16 protein-coding genes are annotated in these 19,057 nt (G+C 40.8%); 11 read left to right on the forward strand and 5 right to left on the reverse strand.

What is annotated here, in order from left to right:
• Positions 1-203: 203 nt before the first annotated feature.
• From ACE1CC_RS12615 to ACE1CC_RS12625, 3 genes are all read left to right on the forward strand, one after another.
• Positions 204-569, forward strand: a complete 366-nt coding sequence (locus ACE1CC_RS12615) for a lipopolysaccharide assembly protein LapA domain-containing protein (protein WP_413270785.1) — start codon at positions 204-206, stop codon at positions 567-569.
• A gap of 51 nt (positions 570-620) precedes the next feature.
• Complete coding sequence (locus ACE1CC_RS12620; protein ID WP_413270786.1) at positions 621-1,604, forward strand: segregation/condensation protein A; 984 nt, start codon at positions 621-623, stop codon at positions 1,602-1,604.
• 73 nt (positions 1,605-1,677) lie between these two features.
• The gene (locus ACE1CC_RS12625) at positions 1,678-2,844 is read left to right on the forward strand and encodes a sugar phosphate nucleotidyltransferase (protein WP_413270787.1); all 1,167 of its coding nucleotides are present in this window, start codon (positions 1,678-1,680) and stop codon (positions 2,842-2,844) included.
• A 409-nt stretch (positions 2,845-3,253) separates the two neighbouring features.
• Here ACE1CC_RS12625 and speA read toward each other — a convergent pair whose 3' ends face one another.
• Positions 3,254-5,254 carry a biosynthetic arginine decarboxylase gene (gene speA / locus ACE1CC_RS12630; RefSeq protein ID WP_459563836.1) on the reverse strand — a complete coding sequence of 667 codons (2,001 nt, stop codon included), beginning with the start codon at positions 5,252-5,254 and terminating at the stop codon, positions 3,254-3,256.
• Positions 5,255-5,433: 179 nt separating this feature from the next.
• Here speA and ndk point away from each other — a divergent pair, with 179 nt between their 5' ends.
• A complete protein-coding gene (gene ndk / locus ACE1CC_RS12635) occupies positions 5,434-5,883 on the forward strand; it encodes a nucleoside-diphosphate kinase (RefSeq protein WP_413270788.1) in 450 nt (149 codons plus the stop codon).
• A 165-nt stretch (positions 5,884-6,048) separates the two neighbouring features.
• Positions 6,049-6,768 carry a Uma2 family endonuclease gene (locus tag ACE1CC_RS12640; protein WP_413270789.1) on the forward strand — a complete coding sequence of 240 codons (720 nt, stop codon included), beginning with the start codon at positions 6,049-6,051 and terminating at the stop codon, positions 6,766-6,768.
• Positions 6,769-7,264: 496 nt separating this feature from the next.
• Here ACE1CC_RS12640 and ACE1CC_RS12645 read toward each other — a convergent pair whose 3' ends face one another.
• On the reverse strand, positions 7,265-10,114 hold the full coding sequence (locus ACE1CC_RS12645; protein ID WP_413270790.1) for a tetratricopeptide repeat protein: 2,850 nt from the start codon (positions 10,112-10,114) through the stop codon (positions 7,265-7,267).
• Between the two features lie 337 nt (positions 10,115-10,451).
• Positions 10,452-11,186, reverse strand: coding sequence for a TerC family protein (locus ACE1CC_RS12650; RefSeq protein WP_413270791.1), 735 nt, complete (start codon positions 11,184-11,186; stop codon positions 10,452-10,454).
• Between the two features lie 279 nt (positions 11,187-11,465).
• Between ACE1CC_RS12650 and psaM the strand changes: the two genes are divergently transcribed.
• Positions 11,466-11,561, forward strand: a complete 96-nt coding sequence (gene psaM, locus ACE1CC_RS12655; protein WP_073596774.1) for a photosystem I reaction center subunit XII — start codon at positions 11,466-11,468, stop codon at positions 11,559-11,561.
• A 386-nt stretch (positions 11,562-11,947) separates the two neighbouring features.
• Complete coding sequence (locus ACE1CC_RS12660) at positions 11,948-12,349, forward strand: slr1601 family putative cell division protein (protein WP_413270792.1); 402 nt, start codon at positions 11,948-11,950, stop codon at positions 12,347-12,349.
• 56 nt (positions 12,350-12,405) lie between these two features.
• Here the strand turns inward: ACE1CC_RS12660 and ACE1CC_RS12665 are convergent, their stop codons facing one another.
• On the reverse strand, positions 12,406-13,140 hold the full coding sequence (locus tag ACE1CC_RS12665; protein WP_413270793.1) for a tetratricopeptide repeat protein: 735 nt from the start codon (positions 13,138-13,140) through the stop codon (positions 12,406-12,408).
• Positions 13,141-13,660: 520 nt separating this feature from the next.
• Between ACE1CC_RS12665 and ACE1CC_RS12670 the strand changes: the two genes are divergently transcribed.
• The 4 genes from ACE1CC_RS12670 (at position 13,661) to galT (ending at position 17,292) form a co-directional block, all read left to right on the forward strand.
• Positions 13,661-14,893 carry an RNA-guided endonuclease InsQ/TnpB family protein gene (locus ACE1CC_RS12670; RefSeq protein ID WP_413270794.1) on the forward strand — a complete coding sequence of 411 codons (1,233 nt, stop codon included), beginning with the start codon at positions 13,661-13,663 and terminating at the stop codon, positions 14,891-14,893.
• A 36-nt stretch (positions 14,894-14,929) separates the two neighbouring features.
• Positions 14,930-15,394 carry a hypothetical protein gene (locus ACE1CC_RS12675; RefSeq protein WP_413270795.1) on the forward strand — a complete coding sequence of 155 codons (465 nt, stop codon included), beginning with the start codon at positions 14,930-14,932 and terminating at the stop codon, positions 15,392-15,394.
• A gap of 23 nt (positions 15,395-15,417) precedes the next feature.
• On the forward strand, positions 15,418-15,972 hold the full coding sequence (locus ACE1CC_RS12680) for a glutathione S-transferase family protein (RefSeq protein WP_413270796.1): 555 nt from the start codon (positions 15,418-15,420) through the stop codon (positions 15,970-15,972).
• 318 nt (positions 15,973-16,290) lie between these two features.
• Complete coding sequence (galT, locus tag ACE1CC_RS12685) at positions 16,291-17,292, forward strand: galactose-1-phosphate uridylyltransferase (RefSeq protein ID WP_413270797.1); 1,002 nt, start codon at positions 16,291-16,293, stop codon at positions 17,290-17,292.
• Between the two features lie 22 nt (positions 17,293-17,314).
• On the opposite strand, the gene ACE1CC_RS12690 is transcribed toward galT, so the two are convergent.
• Complete coding sequence (locus ACE1CC_RS12690; protein WP_413270798.1) at positions 17,315-19,048, reverse strand: putative bifunctional diguanylate cyclase/phosphodiesterase; 1,734 nt, start codon at positions 19,046-19,048, stop codon at positions 17,315-17,317.
• Positions 19,049-19,057: the final 9 nt, after the last annotated feature.

Below are 19,057 nucleotides of genomic sequence, written 5' to 3' on the forward strand. Positions count from 1 at the left end.
AGTTGAAATTGGGGATTAGCGACTAGGGGCTGGGGATTGGGTTCGCTCAGAGGAGGCGGGGAGGTAGCCCTTGTTAAAGAGGTAGTTAGTTAAATTATTATCCCCCCCATCTCCCCAGTCCCCCACCTCCCCTGCCCCAGTCCCTACCCTTGGAGCCTAAGCGAGTCCCCCTGCCACATTTTTCGCGATCAAGGAGTTTCACCATGCGAGTTATTAGTCTTTTAATTATTTTTGCCTTTTCCCTAGCCTTAGTATTATTTAGCTTAGAAAATACTCAGCCTGTAATGATTCATCTAGCCCCACAAGTCGAACTGCAAGCACCCTTATGTGTGGCATTATTTGCAGCTATAGGCGTAGGAGCATTGTTAGCATTACTTTCTGGGATTTGGTTTCGCTTACTCGTGCTGCTAGAAAACCGCAAAACCGCCCAGATGATGCGGGAAAAAGATCTGCGGATTCAAGCATTAGAAAAAGACCTGCAACAATATAAAACTGAAGTTGCCAACGAACCACTTAAGCTACCACCCGCCACCTCACCCCAAGTAGAAACCGCTGACGGAACAGTGTAAACAATTCAAACATCGTCGGTAAAGTAGATCAAGAAGTATTTGGGTGAAGGCATGGCAGTTTCTTCAACTCCAGAAACAAAGTCCGTGCGTGAGATCAGCGCCATTTCCCTGTTAATTGACCTCGCCGAACGCGGGGAAATTGACCCTTGGGATGTCCAAGTCATTGAAGTGATCGATTTAGCCTTGAGTCAACTAGCCGCTTTAAGTGACACCAGTTCTGGCTCTTGTGAGGCTGACTTATCTCAATCTGGACAAGCGTTTTTAGATGCCTCTTTGTTGGTGTTACTCAAAGCGAAAACTTTAGAAGCACTCGAACTATCCGCCGCCGAAGCTGATGTAGAGCAAGAAGCGGAAATTGTCCAGTTGGATGATTGGGGTAATCCTTTATTACCAAGGAACTTAGAGCGTCAATTACGCCGACGACCGACCCCAGCCCCACCTGCGAGGCGGCGGGTAACTCTACAGGAGTTAATCGACCAATTGCGGTTAGTAGCAGCAGCAATTGAGAAAAAACCGCCAAAAGTCCGTTCTAGTCCCTTGCGTTCCCAGTCACGCGCTCAAGCTATGCGGGTGGCGATGGATTTGGTAAATGAAGAAAATTCTGTAGAAGTGGCGGCAGAATTGGAAAATTTACTGGCTACATACTGGTCAGAAGATGCTGAAGATGACAATTGGTTGGATTTGGATCGGCTGGTGGAGTTATGGTGGCAAAGAAAACAGGGTGATGTGGAGATATCCACAGCGATTGCCGCACAACTTGCTGCTGTCGCAGATGAGTGGGATCAGTCTGTCGGTTTAAATGGGGAAGCAGCAGAAACTTTTTCTGTAGTTCATCCTTCGCCCCAAGATCTAGTAAATGAACGGGTAAATGTTTTCTGGGCTTTGTTGATGCTCTCGGCTCAGTCCAAGGTAGAGTTAGTTCAAGAGGAATTCTACCAAGACTTGAAAATCCGCGCTTTAGTAGAAGTTACAGAGAATGGAAAAGGCTCGATCGATCCCTCCAGAAGCCACAAGCAAGTGACAATTGATGAATGACGCAAGACAATAAATTAATGAGCACTGACTTGTCAGCGGTTTATATTGACTCTAGTTTGAGGTAAGGATATTTATGAAAGCCATGATTCTGGCAGCAGGTAAGGGTACTCGCGTTCGCCCCATTACATACACTATCCCCAAGCCTTTAATCCCCATCTTGCAAAAGCCAGTGATGGAGTTTTTAGTTGAATTGCTCCGCTTGCATGGTTTTGACCAGATTATGGTCAACGTCAGCCATTTAGCAGATGAGATTGAAAACTATTTCCGTGATGGTCAAAGGTTTGGGGTACAAATTGGCTATTCCTTTGAAGGGAAAATTGATGAAGGTAAGTTAGTGGGAGAGGCGATCGGTTCCGCGGGCGGACTCAAACGCATTCAAGATTTTTCTCCTTTCTTTGATGATACTTTTGTGGTATTGTGCGGCGATGCTTTGATCGATTTGGATTTGACGGAAGCGGTGAAATGGCATAAATCTAAAGGTGCGATCGCCACTGTAGTCATGAAATCTGTCCCCAAAGAAGAAGTTTCTAGTTATGGCGTAGTCGTTACCGATCAAGATGGCAGAATTAAAGCTTTCCAAGAAAAACCCTCTGTAGAAGAAGCCCTCAGCACCGATATCAACACTGGTATTTATATTTTTGAACCGGAAGTTTTAGACTATATTCCTTCTGGTGTTGAATACGATCTGGGTGGTCAGTTATTCCCCAAATTGGTGGAAATGAATGCTCCTTTTTACGGAGTAACAATGGATTTCCAATGGGTAGATATTGGAAAAGTCCCTGACTATTGGCGGGCAATTCGGGATGTTTTAATGGGGAAAGTGAAAAATGTTTCTATTCCCGGACATGAAGTGCGCCCTGGTGTTTTTACTGGCTTAAATGTGGCAGCAAATTGGGACAAAATTGATATTAAAGGGCCTGTTTATGTTGGTAGTATGACTCGCATTGAAGATGGGGCAAAAATTATCGGCCCAACGATGATCGGCCCTAATTGCTGGGTTTGTAAAGGTGCAACTGTAGATAACAGTATTATTTTTGAATACTCCCGTTTGGGAGAAGGTGTGCAACTAGTAGATAAGCTGGTGTTCGGTCGTTATTGTATTGATAAAACAGGTGCCGCGATCGATGTTCAAGCCGCAGCTTTAGACTGGTTAATTACTGATACCCGTCAAGAACCTCCTTCGATGAGTGCGATCGAACGACAAGCGATCGCAGAAGTTCTCGGCATGGAAACTCGATAATGGTCATGGGTCATTGGTCATTGGTCATTGGTCATTGGTCATGTTCGGTTGGGAATAATCGGTAATTAGGGCTTGCTGAATAAGTCTATTGGTGGGGGTAGGGACACGGCATCATTAATATTTGCAACTCTTACGTTATCTCTTTCATGCCGTGTCCCTACAATTTCCGCAGAAATTGGCAAGGATGAAAGCGCCAAAAGGTCTGGAAAACTTGCACTTGTTTTCAGCAAAAAAGGCGCTTTCACCATTGCCTATCTTACTTTTTACTTTTATTCAGCAAGCCCTAATTAAGTGGACTTGTATCATTAGTCATTAGTCATTAGTCATTAGTAGATTACTAGAACATCTCAAAACTAATGACCAATGACCAATGACCAATGACCAATAACAAATGACTAATGACCAATGACTAATCCGCCAAATAAGTGTACCGACTGAGACTGCGTTCGTAATTTTGCAGTAACAGTTGAGATTCTTGCAAAGTAATGCGTTTTTCTTGTAAGGCTTGTTCCGAACGACGGCGAATTTGTTCTACTAAATCTTCTACATCGTACTGTACATAACCAAGCACTTCTGTCATGGTGTCACCCTTAACAACGTGCTCAATTTGGTAGCCTTTGGGGGTGAGTTTGATGTGAACGGCATTAGTATCACCGAACAAATTATGTAGAGAACCCATGATTTCTTGGTATGCGCCATTAAGGAACATTCCTAAATAGTAAGGTTCGTCTGATTTTAATGAATGAAGTTCCAGAACTGATTTCACATCTCGTAAGTCGATAAAGCGATCGATCTTTCCATCACTATCACAAGTCAGATCGGCTAAAATTGCTCTTTCTGTTGGTTCTTCATCTAAGCGATGAATGGGCAAAATTGGGAATAGTTGATCGATCGCCCAGCAATCAGGTGCCGATTGAAAAACCGACATATTAATGTAATAAATGGAAGCCATGATTTTTTCCAAGTCTTCCAATTCATCAGGAACGTAATCTTCCTCTCTGGTCAGCTTAACAATTTTCCGACAACAAGCCCAGTACATCCTCTCAACTCTAGCTCTTTCTGCCAGTCGTAAAATTCCCAAATTAAAGCGACTAATCGCCTCTTCTTTGAATTGAGTAGCGTCGTGATAAGCTTCCTGGTAATTCTCGTAATTAATAGATTGATAGGTTTCCCAAAGATTCCAAACTATTGGGGGTTCTCCCTCTTGTGGTGCTTGTGGTTCTTCTGTGGGAACATCGCTACTACCAAGAACATCAAAAATCAAGACTGATTGATGGGAAGCGATCGCTCTGCCACTTTCACTCACTAAAGTAGGAACAGAGACATTATGCTCAGTACAAGCGTCCTTTAACTCTGCCACAATATCATAGGCATAGTTTTGCATATTGTAGTTTTTAGACGCATAGAAATTAGTTTGAGAACCATCATAATCTACCGCCAAACCACCACCGACATCAAGATATTTCATATCTGCACCCAACCGCGCCAACTCCACATAAATTTTGCTGGCTTCTTGGATGGCATCTTTAATTACTTGAATTGCCGAAATTTGCGAACCAATATGAAAATGTAGCAGTTGCAAAGAATCTAACAGATTAGCTTCGCGAAACTTGTCTACAACTTGAATAATTTCGGGAATAGTTAATCCAAATTTAGCGCGATCGCCTGTAGAAGTTCCCCAACGACCCACGCCTTGAGTACTCAATTTAGCACGTACACCGACAATGGGCTGAATCCCCAAACTTTTCGCCGCATTAATTACCAAATCTACTTCTTCAGTTTGTTCTAAGACAATAATCGGAGTTTGTCCTAGACGCTGGGCTAACATTGCCGTTTCGATGTATTCTCGGTCTTTGTAGCCGTTGCAGATAATCAAAGCCCCAGGCGTATCCAACATCGCCAAAGCAATCATTAATTCCGGCTTAGAACCCGCTTCCAAACCAAATTGATGTGGTTTGCCAAAAGCGACCAAATCTTCAATGAAGTGGCGTTGTTGGTTGCATTTGACCGGATAGACACCCTTGTAAATGCCGGGGTAGTTGTAACGTGCGATCGCTTTCGCAAAACAAGCATTCAATCGCTCAATCCGATCCTCTAAAATATCCGAAAACCGAATCATTAACGGCAAAGCCAAATTCCGCTGTTTCAGCGCATTTACCAATTCAAATAAATCCAGCGAACCACCACGCTCACCTTTAGGCGAAACTGTAATATGACCAGCCGCATTAATCGAAAAATAAGGCTGACCCCAACCTTCAATGCGATACAGGGCTTCGCTATCTTCAATAGTCCACTGTCTAGTTATTTCTCTAGCCACCAATGGCATACCCTTGGTTTCTAATTGTGCTAAAGCGGAAGATTTACCTTTTTCTTCCACAGATGTATCTTCAGCCCGTGAGTAAGCCCCCATAGCTCTCGCCCCTACAACAACTACCGAATAGACAGTTTAACTTATTGGCTAGCAAGTAGCTGGCTAATTTCCTCACTAACCTAGTTCAGTTATCTCACCAATCGGAAATTAACAAAAATTTAACCCCATAAAGCTTTACGATACTATGCGGTAGACAATGTTTGGGAGCAAATATTTTAGTGGAACGCACATTTTTAGCAATCAAACCCGATGGCGTACAGCGAGCACTGGTGGGTGAAATCATCAGCCGTTTGGAAAGCAAAGGTTTTACCTTAGTAGGGTTAAAACTGGTCAATGTCAGTCGTGAACTCGCAGAACAACACTACGGCGTACATAAGGAAAGACCATTTTTCCCCAGCTTGGTTGAGTTTATTACCTCTGGCCCTGTGGTAGCAATGGTTTGGGAAGGCGACGGGGTAATTGCTTCTGCACGGAAAATCATTGGTGCTACCAACCCTCTCAATGCTGAACCTGGTACAATTCGCGGTGATTTTGGTGTTAGTGTGGGACGTAATTTAATTCACGGTTCCGATGCGCCAGAAACCGCAACTTACGAAATTGGTCTTTGGTTCAAGAATGAAGAATTGGTAAGTTGGCAACCAACAATTACTCCTTGGTTGTACGAATAATTTCAGTTGGTTTTCACTTTTAGGCCATCGTTAATTCGGTGGCTTTTTTTGTTGTTAAAATTAGGAAAATAAAAAAACAGGTTCGTTGTAGGGACTTTAGTCCTACTCTTTAACATTGCTACGACTGAAGTCGCTACTACAAACAATTATTGGGAAGTATATTTTATGTTTGAATACGACCCGAAACTGCATTGGCCTTCAGCAGAAGATTTACCCGACTCTGATGATACTCCTGTGGATAACGAATTACAAGATTTAATTCCGGGTTTACTCAAAGCGATATTAGCTTTAATTTGGGCCGATCGTCAGGATTGGTTTTTCGGGGTTGATATGGGAATTTATTATCATCCTGAACAAAGTGCGATCGTTCCTGATGGTTTTCTTAGTTTAGGTGTTGAGCGTTGTATCGATGAAGATTTACGCTTAAGTTACACCCTTTGGGAAGAAAAGCAAGTACCAATTTTCGTCTTAGAAGTTATCTCCCAAACTTACCGAGGCGAGTTAACAACTAAGAAGGATAAGTACGCTGAATTAGGGGTTTTGTACTATGCAGTTTATAATCCCCGTCGGCGCAGAAAACCCCGTTTAGAAGTGTTTAAATTAATTGATGGGGTTTATGATTTGTTGCCCGGTAATCCCGTTTGGATGCCAGAAATCGGTTTAGGAATTGGTAGAGAAATGGGAGTTTATCAAGGACTAAATCGGGAATGGTTGTATTGGTATGATGAACAAAGTGAGAGGTTTTTAACAGCGGAAGAAAGAGCTTTTGCGGCAGAAAATCGAGCTTTTGTAGCAGAAAATCGCGCACAACAAGCAGAAAGACGGGCGGAGATATTGGGGGAGAGATTGCGATCGCTAGGAGTAGATCCCGATACCCTAATCTAAACTTAGATTAGCCATCCTGTATAAAATGAAAAGCCTCTATCTGTAGGGTGCGTTAACGCCAGTGTAACGCACCATCGCACCATATTTAGCGACACTAATGTATCTACCAATTTACCTAATTCGTCTAAACATTTCCCTGAGTTATTAGAACAACATCGACAAAGGAAACAAGAACAAGAATAAGTAGGGGCGAAGCATTTGGGCGACAAATTTTGCAACCTACCAAAGATATTCGTAACCAAATGCTTCGCCCTGCCCCAACCCAAGAATTGAACAACTTTGTCTTGGCAAAGATTGAAGATACAACTTATCTGTTGGGCAGGGCGTTCGCGTAGCGTGCCGTAGGCATTAGCATTCGGATATTTATATTTTGGTTGAGTTTCATAAATTGTCGCCCGAATGCTTCGCCCCTACATAAACTTTCATCATTTCTCACAAAAATAGCTAAGAATCAGAAACCCAGTTTTTCTGAAAAACCGAGGTTCTAAAATCCTGGCTAAACTACTCGCCAAATTTTAATTGTTTTATCACCACTACCACTAACAAGTGTTTGTTGTTCTGGACTAATAGCAAGTGAAAAAACAATGCCAGAATGTCCGGTAAGTTTGCAGATTTCCTTGCCAGTACTCAACTCCCAAATCTTAATGTTTTTATCAGCACTGCCACTAATAATCGTCTGTCCATCTCGACTGATTATTAGGTAACGAACACAATCATTATGCCCTGTAATAGTACGTATTTCTTTACCTGTACTCAACTGCCAAATCTTGATAGTGTTGTCATCACTACCACTAATAAGTGTCTGCCCATCTGGACTGATAGCTAGGGTACAAACGGTGCTAGAATGCCCTTTCAAAGTGCGTATTTCCCGCCCAGAATTAAGCTCCCAAATCTTAATAGTTTTGTCATCGCTACCACTAACAAGCGTCTTCCCATCTGGAGTAATAGCAAGAGTAAAAATGCCACCAGAATGCCCAGCTATAGTATTTAGTTGTCCAGTATTCCACTGCCAAATCCTAATTGTTTTGTCATTACTAGCACTGACAAGTGTTTGTCCATCTGGATTAATCGCGAGAGCATAAATAGTGTCAAAATGCCCAGACAAAATGCGAATTACCTTCCCAGTACTCAACTCCCAAATTTTAATATTGTTCTCAGCACCAGCACTAAAAAGTGTTTTCCCATCAGGGCTAATAGCGAGAGCATAAATATAATGGGTATGCCCTGTCAGCGTGCGAACTAGCTTTCCAGTACTCAATTCCCAAATTTTGATAGTCTTGTCATCACTGGCACTAAAAAGCGTTTTCCCATCTGGACTAATTAAAACAGAACGAAGATAATCACTATGCGCTGTAAGAGTTTGAGCAAATGTGAAATTTTCCCATTTAGTTTTAGGTTCTTCTTCCTGTTCCTTCTGCCTTTTTAACTCATCCCAAACACCTTGGGTAATATCCCGATTTTTAATAGCCGCCGTCAACTCAGGATTAATCTTAATTGCTGCATCATAATCAGCAATAGCTTTCTCATAATCCCCTAATTTGTAATAAGCATTCCCTCGATTATTGTAAACATCTGCCCAATGAGAGTTAATCTCTAAAGCCCTTGTATAATCCTCAATAGCTTTGTGATACTCTGCCAATTTACCATAAGCTAATCCCCGATTATAAAAAGCTTCCGCCCAATTGGAATTAATCTCAATCGCTTGGTCAAAATCTTTAATTGCCTCCTCATATTCTCCTTTGTGACAGCGACTCATTCCTCGGTTATAACAAGCATCTTTCACACTTAGCGAAAGTTTTTCCCCAACAGCTACCAAACAATCATTTAACTTTTGGACATAAGCCAAATCTGCAATTTTCAAAACTGATTCAACTGCTTTCAATAAATCTTCAAACTCATCGGGTTGAGTTAACTCCCGCAATTTCAGCCAAGCTTTCATCGAGTCAATAATTCGACCTTTCGCCCAAGTTTTGTTCGGTAAATTCGCTAAACTTTGCGCTAACTCTAAATTCAATTCTGGCACTAAGCTAGAACGCTGACTTTCCAAAGCTTGATAGACATTCTGATAATACAAAACTACCGCTTCTATCATTTCTTGTACTGCTTCCGTATCCGGCACATTTTGTGTTAATTCTGGAAGCAACTGCGGTAACAACGGCGTGAGATTATACTGAAACAAAAAGTATTCATCTGCAACTAATCCAGCAAATAAACAGTGATAAATAATTAAAAACTGACATAGTTCCTCAAAGTCTTTTTTGTTAATAGTATAGTCAAGTTCTAAATCTCCTGAATCAATTCCCGCCTGTTTAAATCTCTCTTCAAGTTGCAAAAGCACTAAGTTTTTCGCATTGTCAGCACCATAAAGTTTATCGACTTCTTCTGCACTAACTCCGGCGTTGATTAATTTAGTTTTTGTTTCTTGCCATTTCCGGGCGCGAGTTTTCGCAGCTTCATATAAAATATCCCGATAAGGCAATCGAGAAATAATTGGATCGTAGCGATATTTTGACCAATTTAATCCCCAATAAGCAATCCTAAAATTTAAGTAATCTCCATCTACTTCTGATTCTAAAACTAAGGTAGGTTCGGATTTCAACACGCCGAAAAGTGCTTTAATACTCGCTTCGCTGTGAAATGTTTTGCTTACCCAAGCACCTGCTAAAAAGTCTAGTTGTCTTCCTTGGATAGAATAGTTCCTAAAAAATTGTCTTAATCCTTCAGCGACAGTTAACTCAATGTCGGGAAAACCTTGGGTAGCATTGGCAGCATTAGCGAATCTTTCAAACTGCACTTTTGGCGGTGCAAAAAAGACTCGCAATGGCATGATTTCATTTTCAGGATGAGAGTTGAGAATGTCAGCAGCAACTAACCAAACTGGTGAGTTTTCTAGTCTTTTTTGTTCTTCAACAACTTTCAAGGATGTTTGTCTTTGATAGGTGACTAACTCGCGTTGAAATTGTTGATTTAGTTCTAATAACTCCAATTGTAAAGCTTTTTCTTGTTCCAAACGCCATTGTTGAAAATCTAGGGTTTTTTGTAGTCTGGCATCTTCCGCACGTTGGATGAATTCTTGTAATTCTTTGGCTTTTTCTTGGCTGAGTTTAGCTATTTCAGCTTGGAAATTTTGAGATTTTTCGAGTTGTTTGGCTTGAAATTGTTGATTTTCGGATTGTTGTACATATTGGAGTTTTAATTTTGCTAATTCTATATCATTTTTGCGATCGGCTAAAATCGGATAATCTTTAGTTATGGGTATAGGAATTAACTCTTCTACGCATGGGCGAACAAATTTAGCTACTTGTTTAACAGCTTTTCCCACTATTTTAAGCAATTGCCAAACCATTTTTCAACCTCCAATAGTTAGCTTGATGCTAGAGTGATGTCTTGACGAACAAGTTTATATATAGAAATTCTCCAAAGACTTAAGTTTGTGCCTAAAATTTTAGTACTCGATCGCTAAGTAGTAATTATACTCAAATTAATAGAAGCTCAAGTGATAATAAATAATAAAAAATCTTACTTTTAGCTAAATATTTATAAGCAAAAGTTGCGATTATTAGATTTTAATTAAAATTCCGTAACCTGCTAATATTCTTACTTTAAGTTATATGTAAAAACCCAATTCTTTTACAGAATTGGGTTAATGAAAGGATATAATTAATTAAGGAAAGTTGTCTGACTTAACGAAAGGTTTCTTGCTTTTCTGCTTCAGTGGTGGCAATTTCGGTTTCGGTTTCATCAATTGCTGTGCGCTTAGAAAATCCCCAAACAAATAACAGCGCAATTACACTAATCATTACCCATTCTGGGGGAATTAAATCCGGGTTATATGCTCTTACTAGTAAGCGTACCCCTACTATGCCAACGGTGAAATAACCTGCATCTCCTAAATGGGCAAATTCATCTAACCAGCGGATGAATAATCCTGCCATGAATCGTAATGTGATGATGCCGATCGTAGCACCAGTTAAGACTAACCATGTTTCTTTGGAAACAGCGATCGCAGTTGTTACACTATCCAAAGAAAAAGCTAAATCAGTAAAAGCAATCATCGGAACAGCGTGCCAAACCGAAGGAAACTTCGGGCCATGATGATGGTGTTCTTCATTATCATTCGAGGTAAAATATTGGAACACTAACCAAAGTAGATAAAGACCACCCAATACTTCAAACTGCCAGTATTTTGTCACCCAGGTAGCTGTTAAAATTAAAGCCATTCTGAGTATGTATGCGATTAGCAAACCGATATTCAGCGCCTGACGTTGTAGTTTGCTATTTTCGAGTCCTTGGGAAATTGCGGCTAAGGCGATCGCATTATCCGCCGATAACACCGCCTCTAAAAATACCAAAATCACCAAAATAAACAGCGTCTCAATCCCAGCATTAAAAGGAGAGTTAAAAATCTGATCTAGCATTAATTAGTTCTCAAATCTGACAGTTTATCTTCATTAACTAATCTTAACCGAAGAAAGGCAGAAGGCAGAAAGTAGGGGCAATTCATGAATTGCCCCTACTTCCCAAGAGTCCCCTACTTCCCAAGAGTCCCCTAGTCCCCTAGTCCCCTAGTCCCCTAGTCCCCTCTGCCCTGCCCCAAGAGTCCCGATTTATTGCAACTTGTTACAAAGTATTCCAAAAAGGGGGCAGTTTGACGGAAATTGGTGAACGAATAACCCCTAAATCAGGAGATGAGCAATATGTCTATATCCGATACCCAAGTGTTCGTAGCCCTTGTTGTAGCGTTGATTCCTGGAATTCTCGCTTTCCGTCTGGCAACAGAACTCTATAAGTAAACAACTCCCGTTGAGGGAATGGGGGGGTTTTTGGGAAGCTTCAGATGGGAGAGCCAGCAAATTACCTTTCTTGTCTGTTGCCTCTCAAAAACCCTGCCAAGGGTGGAATGTTTCTGGGCAATCTATCAGGAGGAAGTGGCAGCCAGGGTATCTGAGTAATGGAAAGTGGAGTTCTCAGATCGGCACAAATAGTGTAAACAGTCTGGTACTAGCTGCAATCAACTGCTAGGATATAGCGTGCTGCTAGCTTCCTACCACACTGTAAGATATGCCAGCCGCACTTTTGGTGTGGGATGTCATAATCTCAGTCAGGTTTGAACGGTCAGCTTCCCATTGCCTTAGCGACTTAGCTGGTTGTAGTTTAGGAGAAAAGCCCTTTCAGGATCATGAACGCAATTCAACCATCAAGACCACACTTGGAACCTGTACAATCTCCGAAAGTTGTACGGCAAAAAGTGCGACAGTTGCGAACTCGGCAAACTGACGCACTTAGTTTAGAGACAACTGTTAAATTAGCAGTTAATGTATTTATTTCTGGAGTAGCGGTTTCTAGCTTGGTACATTTATTGCCTTATCACCAATCAATACAAACCAAGTTACAAGAAATTAAGTTTGAAGTTAAGGAAACTGAGCAGCGGGTCGATCGCTTGGAAACTGAGTACAAGCGTACCACCGATCCGCAACAAGCAAAAAATATTATGCGCCAACAGAGTCACTTAGTCGATCCTGCACGCCGTCAGATTGTTTTGCTTCATAAAGATAACAAAGCTATTCAGGAAATAGATTAGGCAAGAATATGCCAACAGGAACAGGGGAGCAATCCGGCAACCCTTCCTGTTTAAGCCTAAAACTGAAAGGGACTGAGTATTTCGTCGATCCAAGCTTGAATTTGCTGCTTTTGGCGACCTTCGGGGAAGAAGGGGAGGGCGCGACGATAGTCGGCTAGGGCATAGTTCCAGTCGCCCCGCAGGTGGTGAGTACGTCCCCGTTCTTTCCAAGCTTGTCCTTGGAGTTGTCCCAATCTTAAGGCGAAGTCGAAGTTTTCTATGGCGCGATCGTACAATTTTAATTCTCTCAAGGTAATACCCCGATTAATTAAAGCGCGAACGTGAAGGGGGTTGAGATCGATCGCGCGGTCATAATCTGCGATCGCTTTAATTAATTCTTTCTTGGCAGCATAGTAATTAGCGCGGTTATTGTAGGCAGCTGCTAAGTCGGGATTAATTTCAATAGCTTTGTTATAGTCTGCTAAGGCGGCATCTAGTTCACCGCTTTGATAATGAATGAATCCGCGATTGTTGTAATCGTTGGCGTTATCGGGGTGGCGATCGAGCAAACAAGTTATAATCGCGATCGCTTCGCAGTAGTCGCCTTGAAGCATTTTGTTTTGAGCTAATTTCCGCAGACTAGTTTCTGGTGCTACCTGAGACGATGCCAAACTCGGTGTGACTGAAGAGTTGCCCCCTCGACTCGGACAATCAATCCGGTTAGGGTAAAAAGCCGTATTTGCCGATGGAACATTCGAGCAGGCTTGTCGTTTAAAACAGTCTTGGTTGTCTACAAAATAGCTTGTGTTCATCTGACCCCTACAATCGCTTAGGCTAAGTTTGGTTCCACACCTTACAATTTAGAAACTTATGACTCAAAATCTCTCTATCTCTTGTGTCACTTGTAGATGTGTCTTTAGTAATAAAGACTGTCATTGGCAGTGATTAGTTCAGAGAGCAATCAAAACTGTGGTCAATTTACCAGTTGTCCACTCTGTAAAAGCTACAGATTGGATGAGCGGTATTCCTGAAATAGCAGTAGATGCTACTATTTCCGACTACATTAGGCATCTTTACTAGTGTTACTGTATGTAATCAGGAAAGTAGTGATGTTGCCCGGTCGCGGTAAGATGCAAACGGTTAGCTTAAACCGACAGCGATCCCCACGTCTGACAAGGGTACGGCAGCGCGGAATGAATGGCTCCTTTAGTTGACGACAGTTTCAAGGGCCGATGCTTTGTTCAAGGTCGGGAAACAAGTCCCAAACGTAGCTTGCTTCCCGTAGGGTACAATTTGTGTTAAGCTTTTATAACTAATCGTGTTTACTCTAATATGTTGAAAGTCGTCAAAGTTCGGCTATATCCAGATGTCCAGCAGCAACAGTCACTAGCACAAGCTTTTGGCTCTTGTCGTTGGCTATGGAATTATTGCTTAAATTTGACCAATCAAACATATAAAGAAACTGGCAAGGGATTATCTGGATACGAAGTTAAAAAGATAATTCCCCAGTTAAAGAAAGAGTATGAGTGGTTAAGCTTAACCTATTCACAATGCTTGCAGCAGGTTTGCTTGAATCTGGGAGTCGCATTCAATAACTTCTTTGAAAAACGAGCTAATTATCCTAGATTCAAATCCAAACACGGTAAGCAATCAATACAGTACCCTCAAAATGTTTTGGTGGCGGATAGCCATTTAAGACTTCCCAAAATAGGGAATGTATCAGCAACAATTCATAGACCAATTAAGGGGAAAATCAAAACTGTAACTGTATCCAAAAACTGTTCTAATCAATACTTTGCAGCTATCCTTTTTGATGATGGTAAGGATAAACCAATATCAAAAACAGAAGGCAAAGCTGTAGGTATTGACTTGGGGCTGACTCACTTTGCTGTTACTAGCGATGGGTCTAAATTTGCTCGCCCTAGAATATTCAGTAAGCATGAAAAGAATTTAAAAATTAAGCAACAGCAACTATCTAGAAAACAAAAAGGCTCTAATAACTGTATTAAAGCCAGAAGGAAAGTGAACTCTGTTTACAGGAAAATAACCAACTGCCGTGAGGATTTTCAACACAAGCTATCTCGTAGGATAGTTAACGAAAACCAAGTTGTTATTGTGGAAAATCTTAATGTTAAAGGTATGATGCAAAATCACTGGGGAGCAAAATCTATTCACCAAGTTGGATGGGGAATGTTTTGCACCATGCTGAAATACAAGGCAGAGATGTCAGGGAAAATTTATCTAGAAGTAGATAGATTTTTCCCTAGTTCAAAAACCTGTCATGTGTGTCTTAATCAAGTTGGTAGTTTGCCACTGGATATAAGATTTTGGACTTGCGAACACTGCAACACAACACATGACAGAGATGTGAACGCTAGTATTAACCTAAGAGATGAGGGTCTACGAATTTTAAACCTGAGCGCAGTCGAAGGTTTGACCTCTGGAACGGGGGATAAAGCCTGTTGCCCAGATGTAAGACGGAGTAAGGGAGGACGCAAGAAATCCACTACTGCGCTTTCTGTTGGGCAGGAAGCCCACACTGTACCTTCAGGTCAGTGTGGGTAGTTCACGATATCTTTGTTGCTGAATGTGAGATTAACCATGACAACTGCTTTCCTAAATGCTAAAGCTTCTGATGTGTCAGCTGATGATTATGTGGTTCTGGGACTAGCGACTTGCTTTCTGAAAGCAGATGGCGAAGTACATCAGGTTTCTGTGGTGGAACCTATTCCTTCTGCGGCGCTAGAAGCGTTGATCAAAGGCATTCCTACTTCTTATCAATTTGCTTATGCGACTACGTTGGGGGCGGTTTTACCGAGTGAGGTACCGCAGTTACCAGCTGATTTTCCTGCTGATGCTCAGTTTTGTGATGATTTTGCTCAAAGGGCGATCGCAGCTGCGCGTACCTACAAGAGTCGTCCGGTTGCTCAATCCCATATTCCCCCAGGGACAACCCGCAATGATTTTAATTATTCTGTAGAACGCAAGCGAGTATTAAATTCTCAGCGAATAGTTCGTACTGAAGATAATGTAAAGCAGCACGAATATACACACAAAACACTTTAGCAGATTTACTGAGTTTAACTAAGATGTTGAAACTATACGGTGGCGCTTTTAGTCGGGCGACAATTGTTAAATGGTATTTGGAAGAGTTGAGTGTTCCTTATGAGTTCGTTTTGTTGGATATGCAAAATGGGGAACACAAAAAACCTGAGTTTTTAGCAATTAACCCAATCGGAAAAGTTCCGGCAATTGTGGATGGAGATTTTCAACTTTGGGAGTCGGGTGCGATTCTGTTGTATCTAGCCCAAAAGTATGGCAATTTACCTAATTCTCCAGAGTATAAAGCGACGCTGACTCAGTGGGTGTTGTTCGCTAATGCTACACTGGGGCCGGGGGTGTTTGTGGAGGCAAATCGCGATCGGGAAATGCCCCGCTTAATGACTGCATTAAATTCAATTTTGGAAAAACAACCTTATTTGTTAGGTCAAGAATTTAGTGTGGCAGATGTGGCAGTGGGATCGATGTTAGCCTACATTCCTATGATGTTAAAGGAAGTCGATCTTAGTCCCTACCCAGCTGTTTTAGATTATATGAAACGGGTGACAGAACGCCCTGCTTTTCAAAAGGCAATGCAGCGCTAACTAAGGGAGCAATCTAAAATCTCAAATCTGAAATCTGAAATCTGAAATCGAATGTCCCACGATGAGTAAGTAGGTAGATCTAAATAAAGTAAAACAAGGGCGGGCAAGATGCCCACCCCACAAAATTTTCAGCTTTCTTGTGGGGTGGGCATCTTGCCCGCCCCATTGATAGATAACTATTTTCACTTTATTTATTTGCACCTACTTAGTCGTGGGCTTCTCTATTGCCTAAATAAAAATAGAGAGATAACGTAGATTTGGAGTGTTTTGCCCCGACACTATACAAATTGCTTTTTTTGACAAACAAAACTTAAAAATATGCCACAAATCAGACTTAACCTAATTACTAGAGATTGGGTAATCATTGCTACTGAGAGAGCGAAAAGACCCCATGAATTAGTTACTCCAAAACCCCTGAAAACAGCAGTGCCATCCTATAGCCCCAGTTGTCCATTTTGTGCGGGAAATGAGGAGCGAACACCGATTGAATGTGGTCGAATTAGTGATGCTAATGGTTGGAAAGTGCGCTCTGTTCCTAATAAGTTTCCTGCGTTAGCAACTGAAGGTGAACCTACAATGCACCTCCAAGGAGTTTACCGTTCTATGGAAGCTGTAGGTGTTCACGAAGTAGTAATTGAACATCCTCGTCATGATTTAACTACTGCTTTACTACCTGTGGAAGATGTAGCTAATATTATTTTTATGTATCGCCAACGCTATCAAGAAATTAGTAAGGATCACAGAGTTAGGGCGATTATTATTTTCAAAAATCATGGTGAAAGAGCAGGTACTTCTTTAGAACATCCCCATTCCCAAATTGCTGCTACTCCCGTTGTTCCTTCACAAATTCGGATTCGCATTGAAGAGGCGATTCGATTTTTTGATGATACCGGAGAATGTTTGTTTTGCCGAACTTTGAGAGAGGAATTAGCAGCAAACGAAAGAATCGTTTTCAAAAGTGAATATTTTGTTGCTTTTATTCCGTATGCAGCGCTTTCTCCTTTTCATATTTGGATTTTTCCCCTGCGTCATAGTTCGTCTTTTGATGAAATTACTGATGTAGAGCTTTGGGATCTTGCCTTGACTTTAAAAACTGTTTTAGCCAAATTATACTATGGTTTAAATAATCCTGATTATAATTATTCTATTCGTTCTCTTCCTACTGATTCATTTGCGAAAGATTATTTTCACTGGTATATTGCTGTTGTGCCTCGGTTGGGAATTAGTGCTGGTTTTGAATTAGGAAGTGGGATGTATATTAACCCGGCTTTACCGGAAGAAAGTGCGAAATATTTATCAGACTTAGAAATTCCTCTGTAAGGGTTTATCATCAGTTTTGGGGTTATTTAATAGATAAAGCTGCCTGACTTTTAACTAATTGTTTAAAATCCCGAAATGGCAGGGGACGACTAAATAAGTAACCTTGCATTTCATCACATCCATTTTTGCGGAGGAATTGCAGTTCTCCTTCAGTTTCCACTCCTTCAGCAATTACTTTTAAACCTAATTGATGAGCCATGTCAATGATGGCTTTAGTAATGGCTTGTTTTTTGGTATTATTTTCAATATCACGCACAAAGCATTGATCAATTTTTAATATATCAAATGGAAGTTGTTGTAAATAGTTTAGTGAAGAATATCTAGTGCCAAAATCGTCGATCGCAATTTTGATCCCCAAGGATTTCAATAATTTTAATTTATTAACTGCTAAGGTAACATCAGCAATTAACAAACTTTCCGTTAATTCAAATTCTATAAATTTTGGATTAATCCCAGCGTTTAATGTGATTTCAAGTAATTGTTGCGGTAACTGTTGCTGATTGAACTGATAACCTGATAAATTCACTGCTACCCTGATAAATCCTAACCCTTCTTGATGCAGAGCTTTTGTATGTTTACAAGCTGTTTTTAACACCCAATCACTAATTGGTTTAATCAAACCTGTTTCTTCAGCGAGCGGAATAAATTTGGCTGGGGAAATAAACCCTTTCGTTGGCTGATACCAGCGCAAAAGAGCTTCAGCACCGACAATTTTACCTGTGCATAAATCTACTTTAGGCTGATAGTAAAGTTGCAGTTCTCGACGCTCTATAGCATGACGCAAATCTACTTCTAGTTCTAGTTCATTGCCACAATCTATACTCAATAATTCTCGATAAAATTCATGGCGATTTCCTCCTAAACTTTGGGCATAATTCATAGCTTTTTTGCTATTATTGATTAATTCCTCTAATTTCAGACCATCATAATTTAAAATTGCTATGCCGATGCTGGCAGTGACAAAAATTTCCCGATAATTAATCAAGAAAGATTGGTTAAATAATTGGAGAATTTCTTGAGCAGTGTCGGTAACTTCTCTTTTAGTTTTCACAGGGTTGAGGACGATCGCAAATTCATCATTATTTAACTTCGCCAAAACTTCGCGATCGCCTAAATGACTGATTAATCTTTTTACTAGTAAGTTCACCAGAGATTCATTTTCTTGATAACCTAATATGTTGCTGAGTTTTTGTAACCGATCTAAACGCAAACAACACACCGGAACAATACTTTCATTACTGGTTGTTTCATTCAGAGCATTAATAATTTGCTCAAACTTTTTTTCTAATAATTTTAAACTGGATACTTGACTTAATTGTTGCAATTGTTCTTGAGCTACCTGCATTTGTGCGGCGTAACGAATTGCCGTTGCTTTTTCAGTTTCATATCTTTGTAAAGCAATTTCAATGGTAGTGCGGACATCTTGTGGCTTAAAAGGTTTAACTAAATAACCATAAGGTTCTGTATGTTTGGCTTTTTCTAAAGTATCATTATCAGCATAAGCGGTCATGTAAACTATAGGAATTTGTAGTTGAGTATGAATTGTATGTGCTGCTGTTATGCCGTCAATATCTCCTGGTAACATGATATCCATGAGTACTAAGTCTGGATGATTGGCGATCGCTTCTTGAATAGCTTCTTCACCTGTACTAACTACACCTACTACCTCATAACCTTGTTGTTTAAGGTTCCGGGAAATGTTTTCGGCTGCAATTAGCTCGTCTTCAACTATAAGGATTTTAATGTTTGTTTTCATAATTTTTCT

This window comes from Floridaenema aerugineum BLCC-F46, assembly GCF_041929345.1.
In the GTDB taxonomy this organism is placed as follows: Bacteria; Cyanobacteriota; Cyanobacteriia; order Cyanobacteriales; family Aerosakkonemataceae; genus Floridanema; species Floridanema aerugineum.

What these genes read in the sequence shown, in the direction of transcription:
- ACE1CC_RS12615 (WP_413270785.1), top strand. Translation starts at nt 204, where the DNA reads ATGCGAGTTATTAGTCTTTTAATTATTTTTGCCTTTTCCCTAGCCTTA.
- ACE1CC_RS12620 (WP_413270786.1), top strand. Translation starts at nt 621, where the DNA reads ATGGCAGTTTCTTCAACTCCAGAAACAAAGTCCGTGCGTGAGATCAGC.
- ACE1CC_RS12625 (WP_413270787.1), top strand. Translation starts at nt 1,678, where the DNA reads ATGAAAGCCATGATTCTGGCAGCAGGTAAGGGTACTCGCGTTCGCCCC.
- speA (WP_459563836.1), bottom strand. Translation starts at nt 5,254, where the DNA reads ATGGGGGCTTACTCACGGGCTGAAGATACATCTGTGGAAGAAAAAGGT.
- ACE1CC_RS12640 (WP_413270789.1), top strand. Translation starts at nt 6,049, where the DNA reads ATGTTTGAATACGACCCGAAACTGCATTGGCCTTCAGCAGAAGATTTA.
- ACE1CC_RS12645 (WP_413270790.1), bottom strand. Translation starts at nt 10,114, where the DNA reads ATGGTTTGGCAATTGCTTAAAATAGTGGGAAAAGCTGTTAAACAAGTA.
- ACE1CC_RS12650 (WP_413270791.1), bottom strand. Translation starts at nt 11,186, where the DNA reads ATGCTAGATCAGATTTTTAACTCTCCTTTTAATGCTGGGATTGAGACG.
- psaM (WP_073596774.1), top strand. Translation starts at nt 11,466, where the DNA reads ATGTCTATATCCGATACCCAAGTGTTCGTAGCCCTTGTTGTAGCGTTG.
- ACE1CC_RS12660 (WP_413270792.1), top strand. Translation starts at nt 11,948, where the DNA reads ATGAACGCAATTCAACCATCAAGACCACACTTGGAACCTGTACAATCT.
- ACE1CC_RS12665 (WP_413270793.1), bottom strand. Translation starts at nt 13,140, where the DNA reads ATGAACACAAGCTATTTTGTAGACAACCAAGACTGTTTTAAACGACAA.
- ACE1CC_RS12670 (WP_413270794.1), top strand. Translation starts at nt 13,661, where the DNA reads ATGTTGAAAGTCGTCAAAGTTCGGCTATATCCAGATGTCCAGCAGCAA.
- ACE1CC_RS12675 (WP_413270795.1), top strand. Translation starts at nt 14,930, where the DNA reads ATGACAACTGCTTTCCTAAATGCTAAAGCTTCTGATGTGTCAGCTGAT.
- ACE1CC_RS12680 (WP_413270796.1), top strand. Translation starts at nt 15,418, where the DNA reads ATGTTGAAACTATACGGTGGCGCTTTTAGTCGGGCGACAATTGTTAAA.
- galT (WP_413270797.1), top strand. Translation starts at nt 16,291, where the DNA reads ATGCCACAAATCAGACTTAACCTAATTACTAGAGATTGGGTAATCATT.
- ACE1CC_RS12690 (WP_413270798.1), bottom strand. Translation starts at nt 19,048, where the DNA reads ATGAAAACAAACATTAAAATCCTTATAGTTGAAGACGAGCTAATTGCA.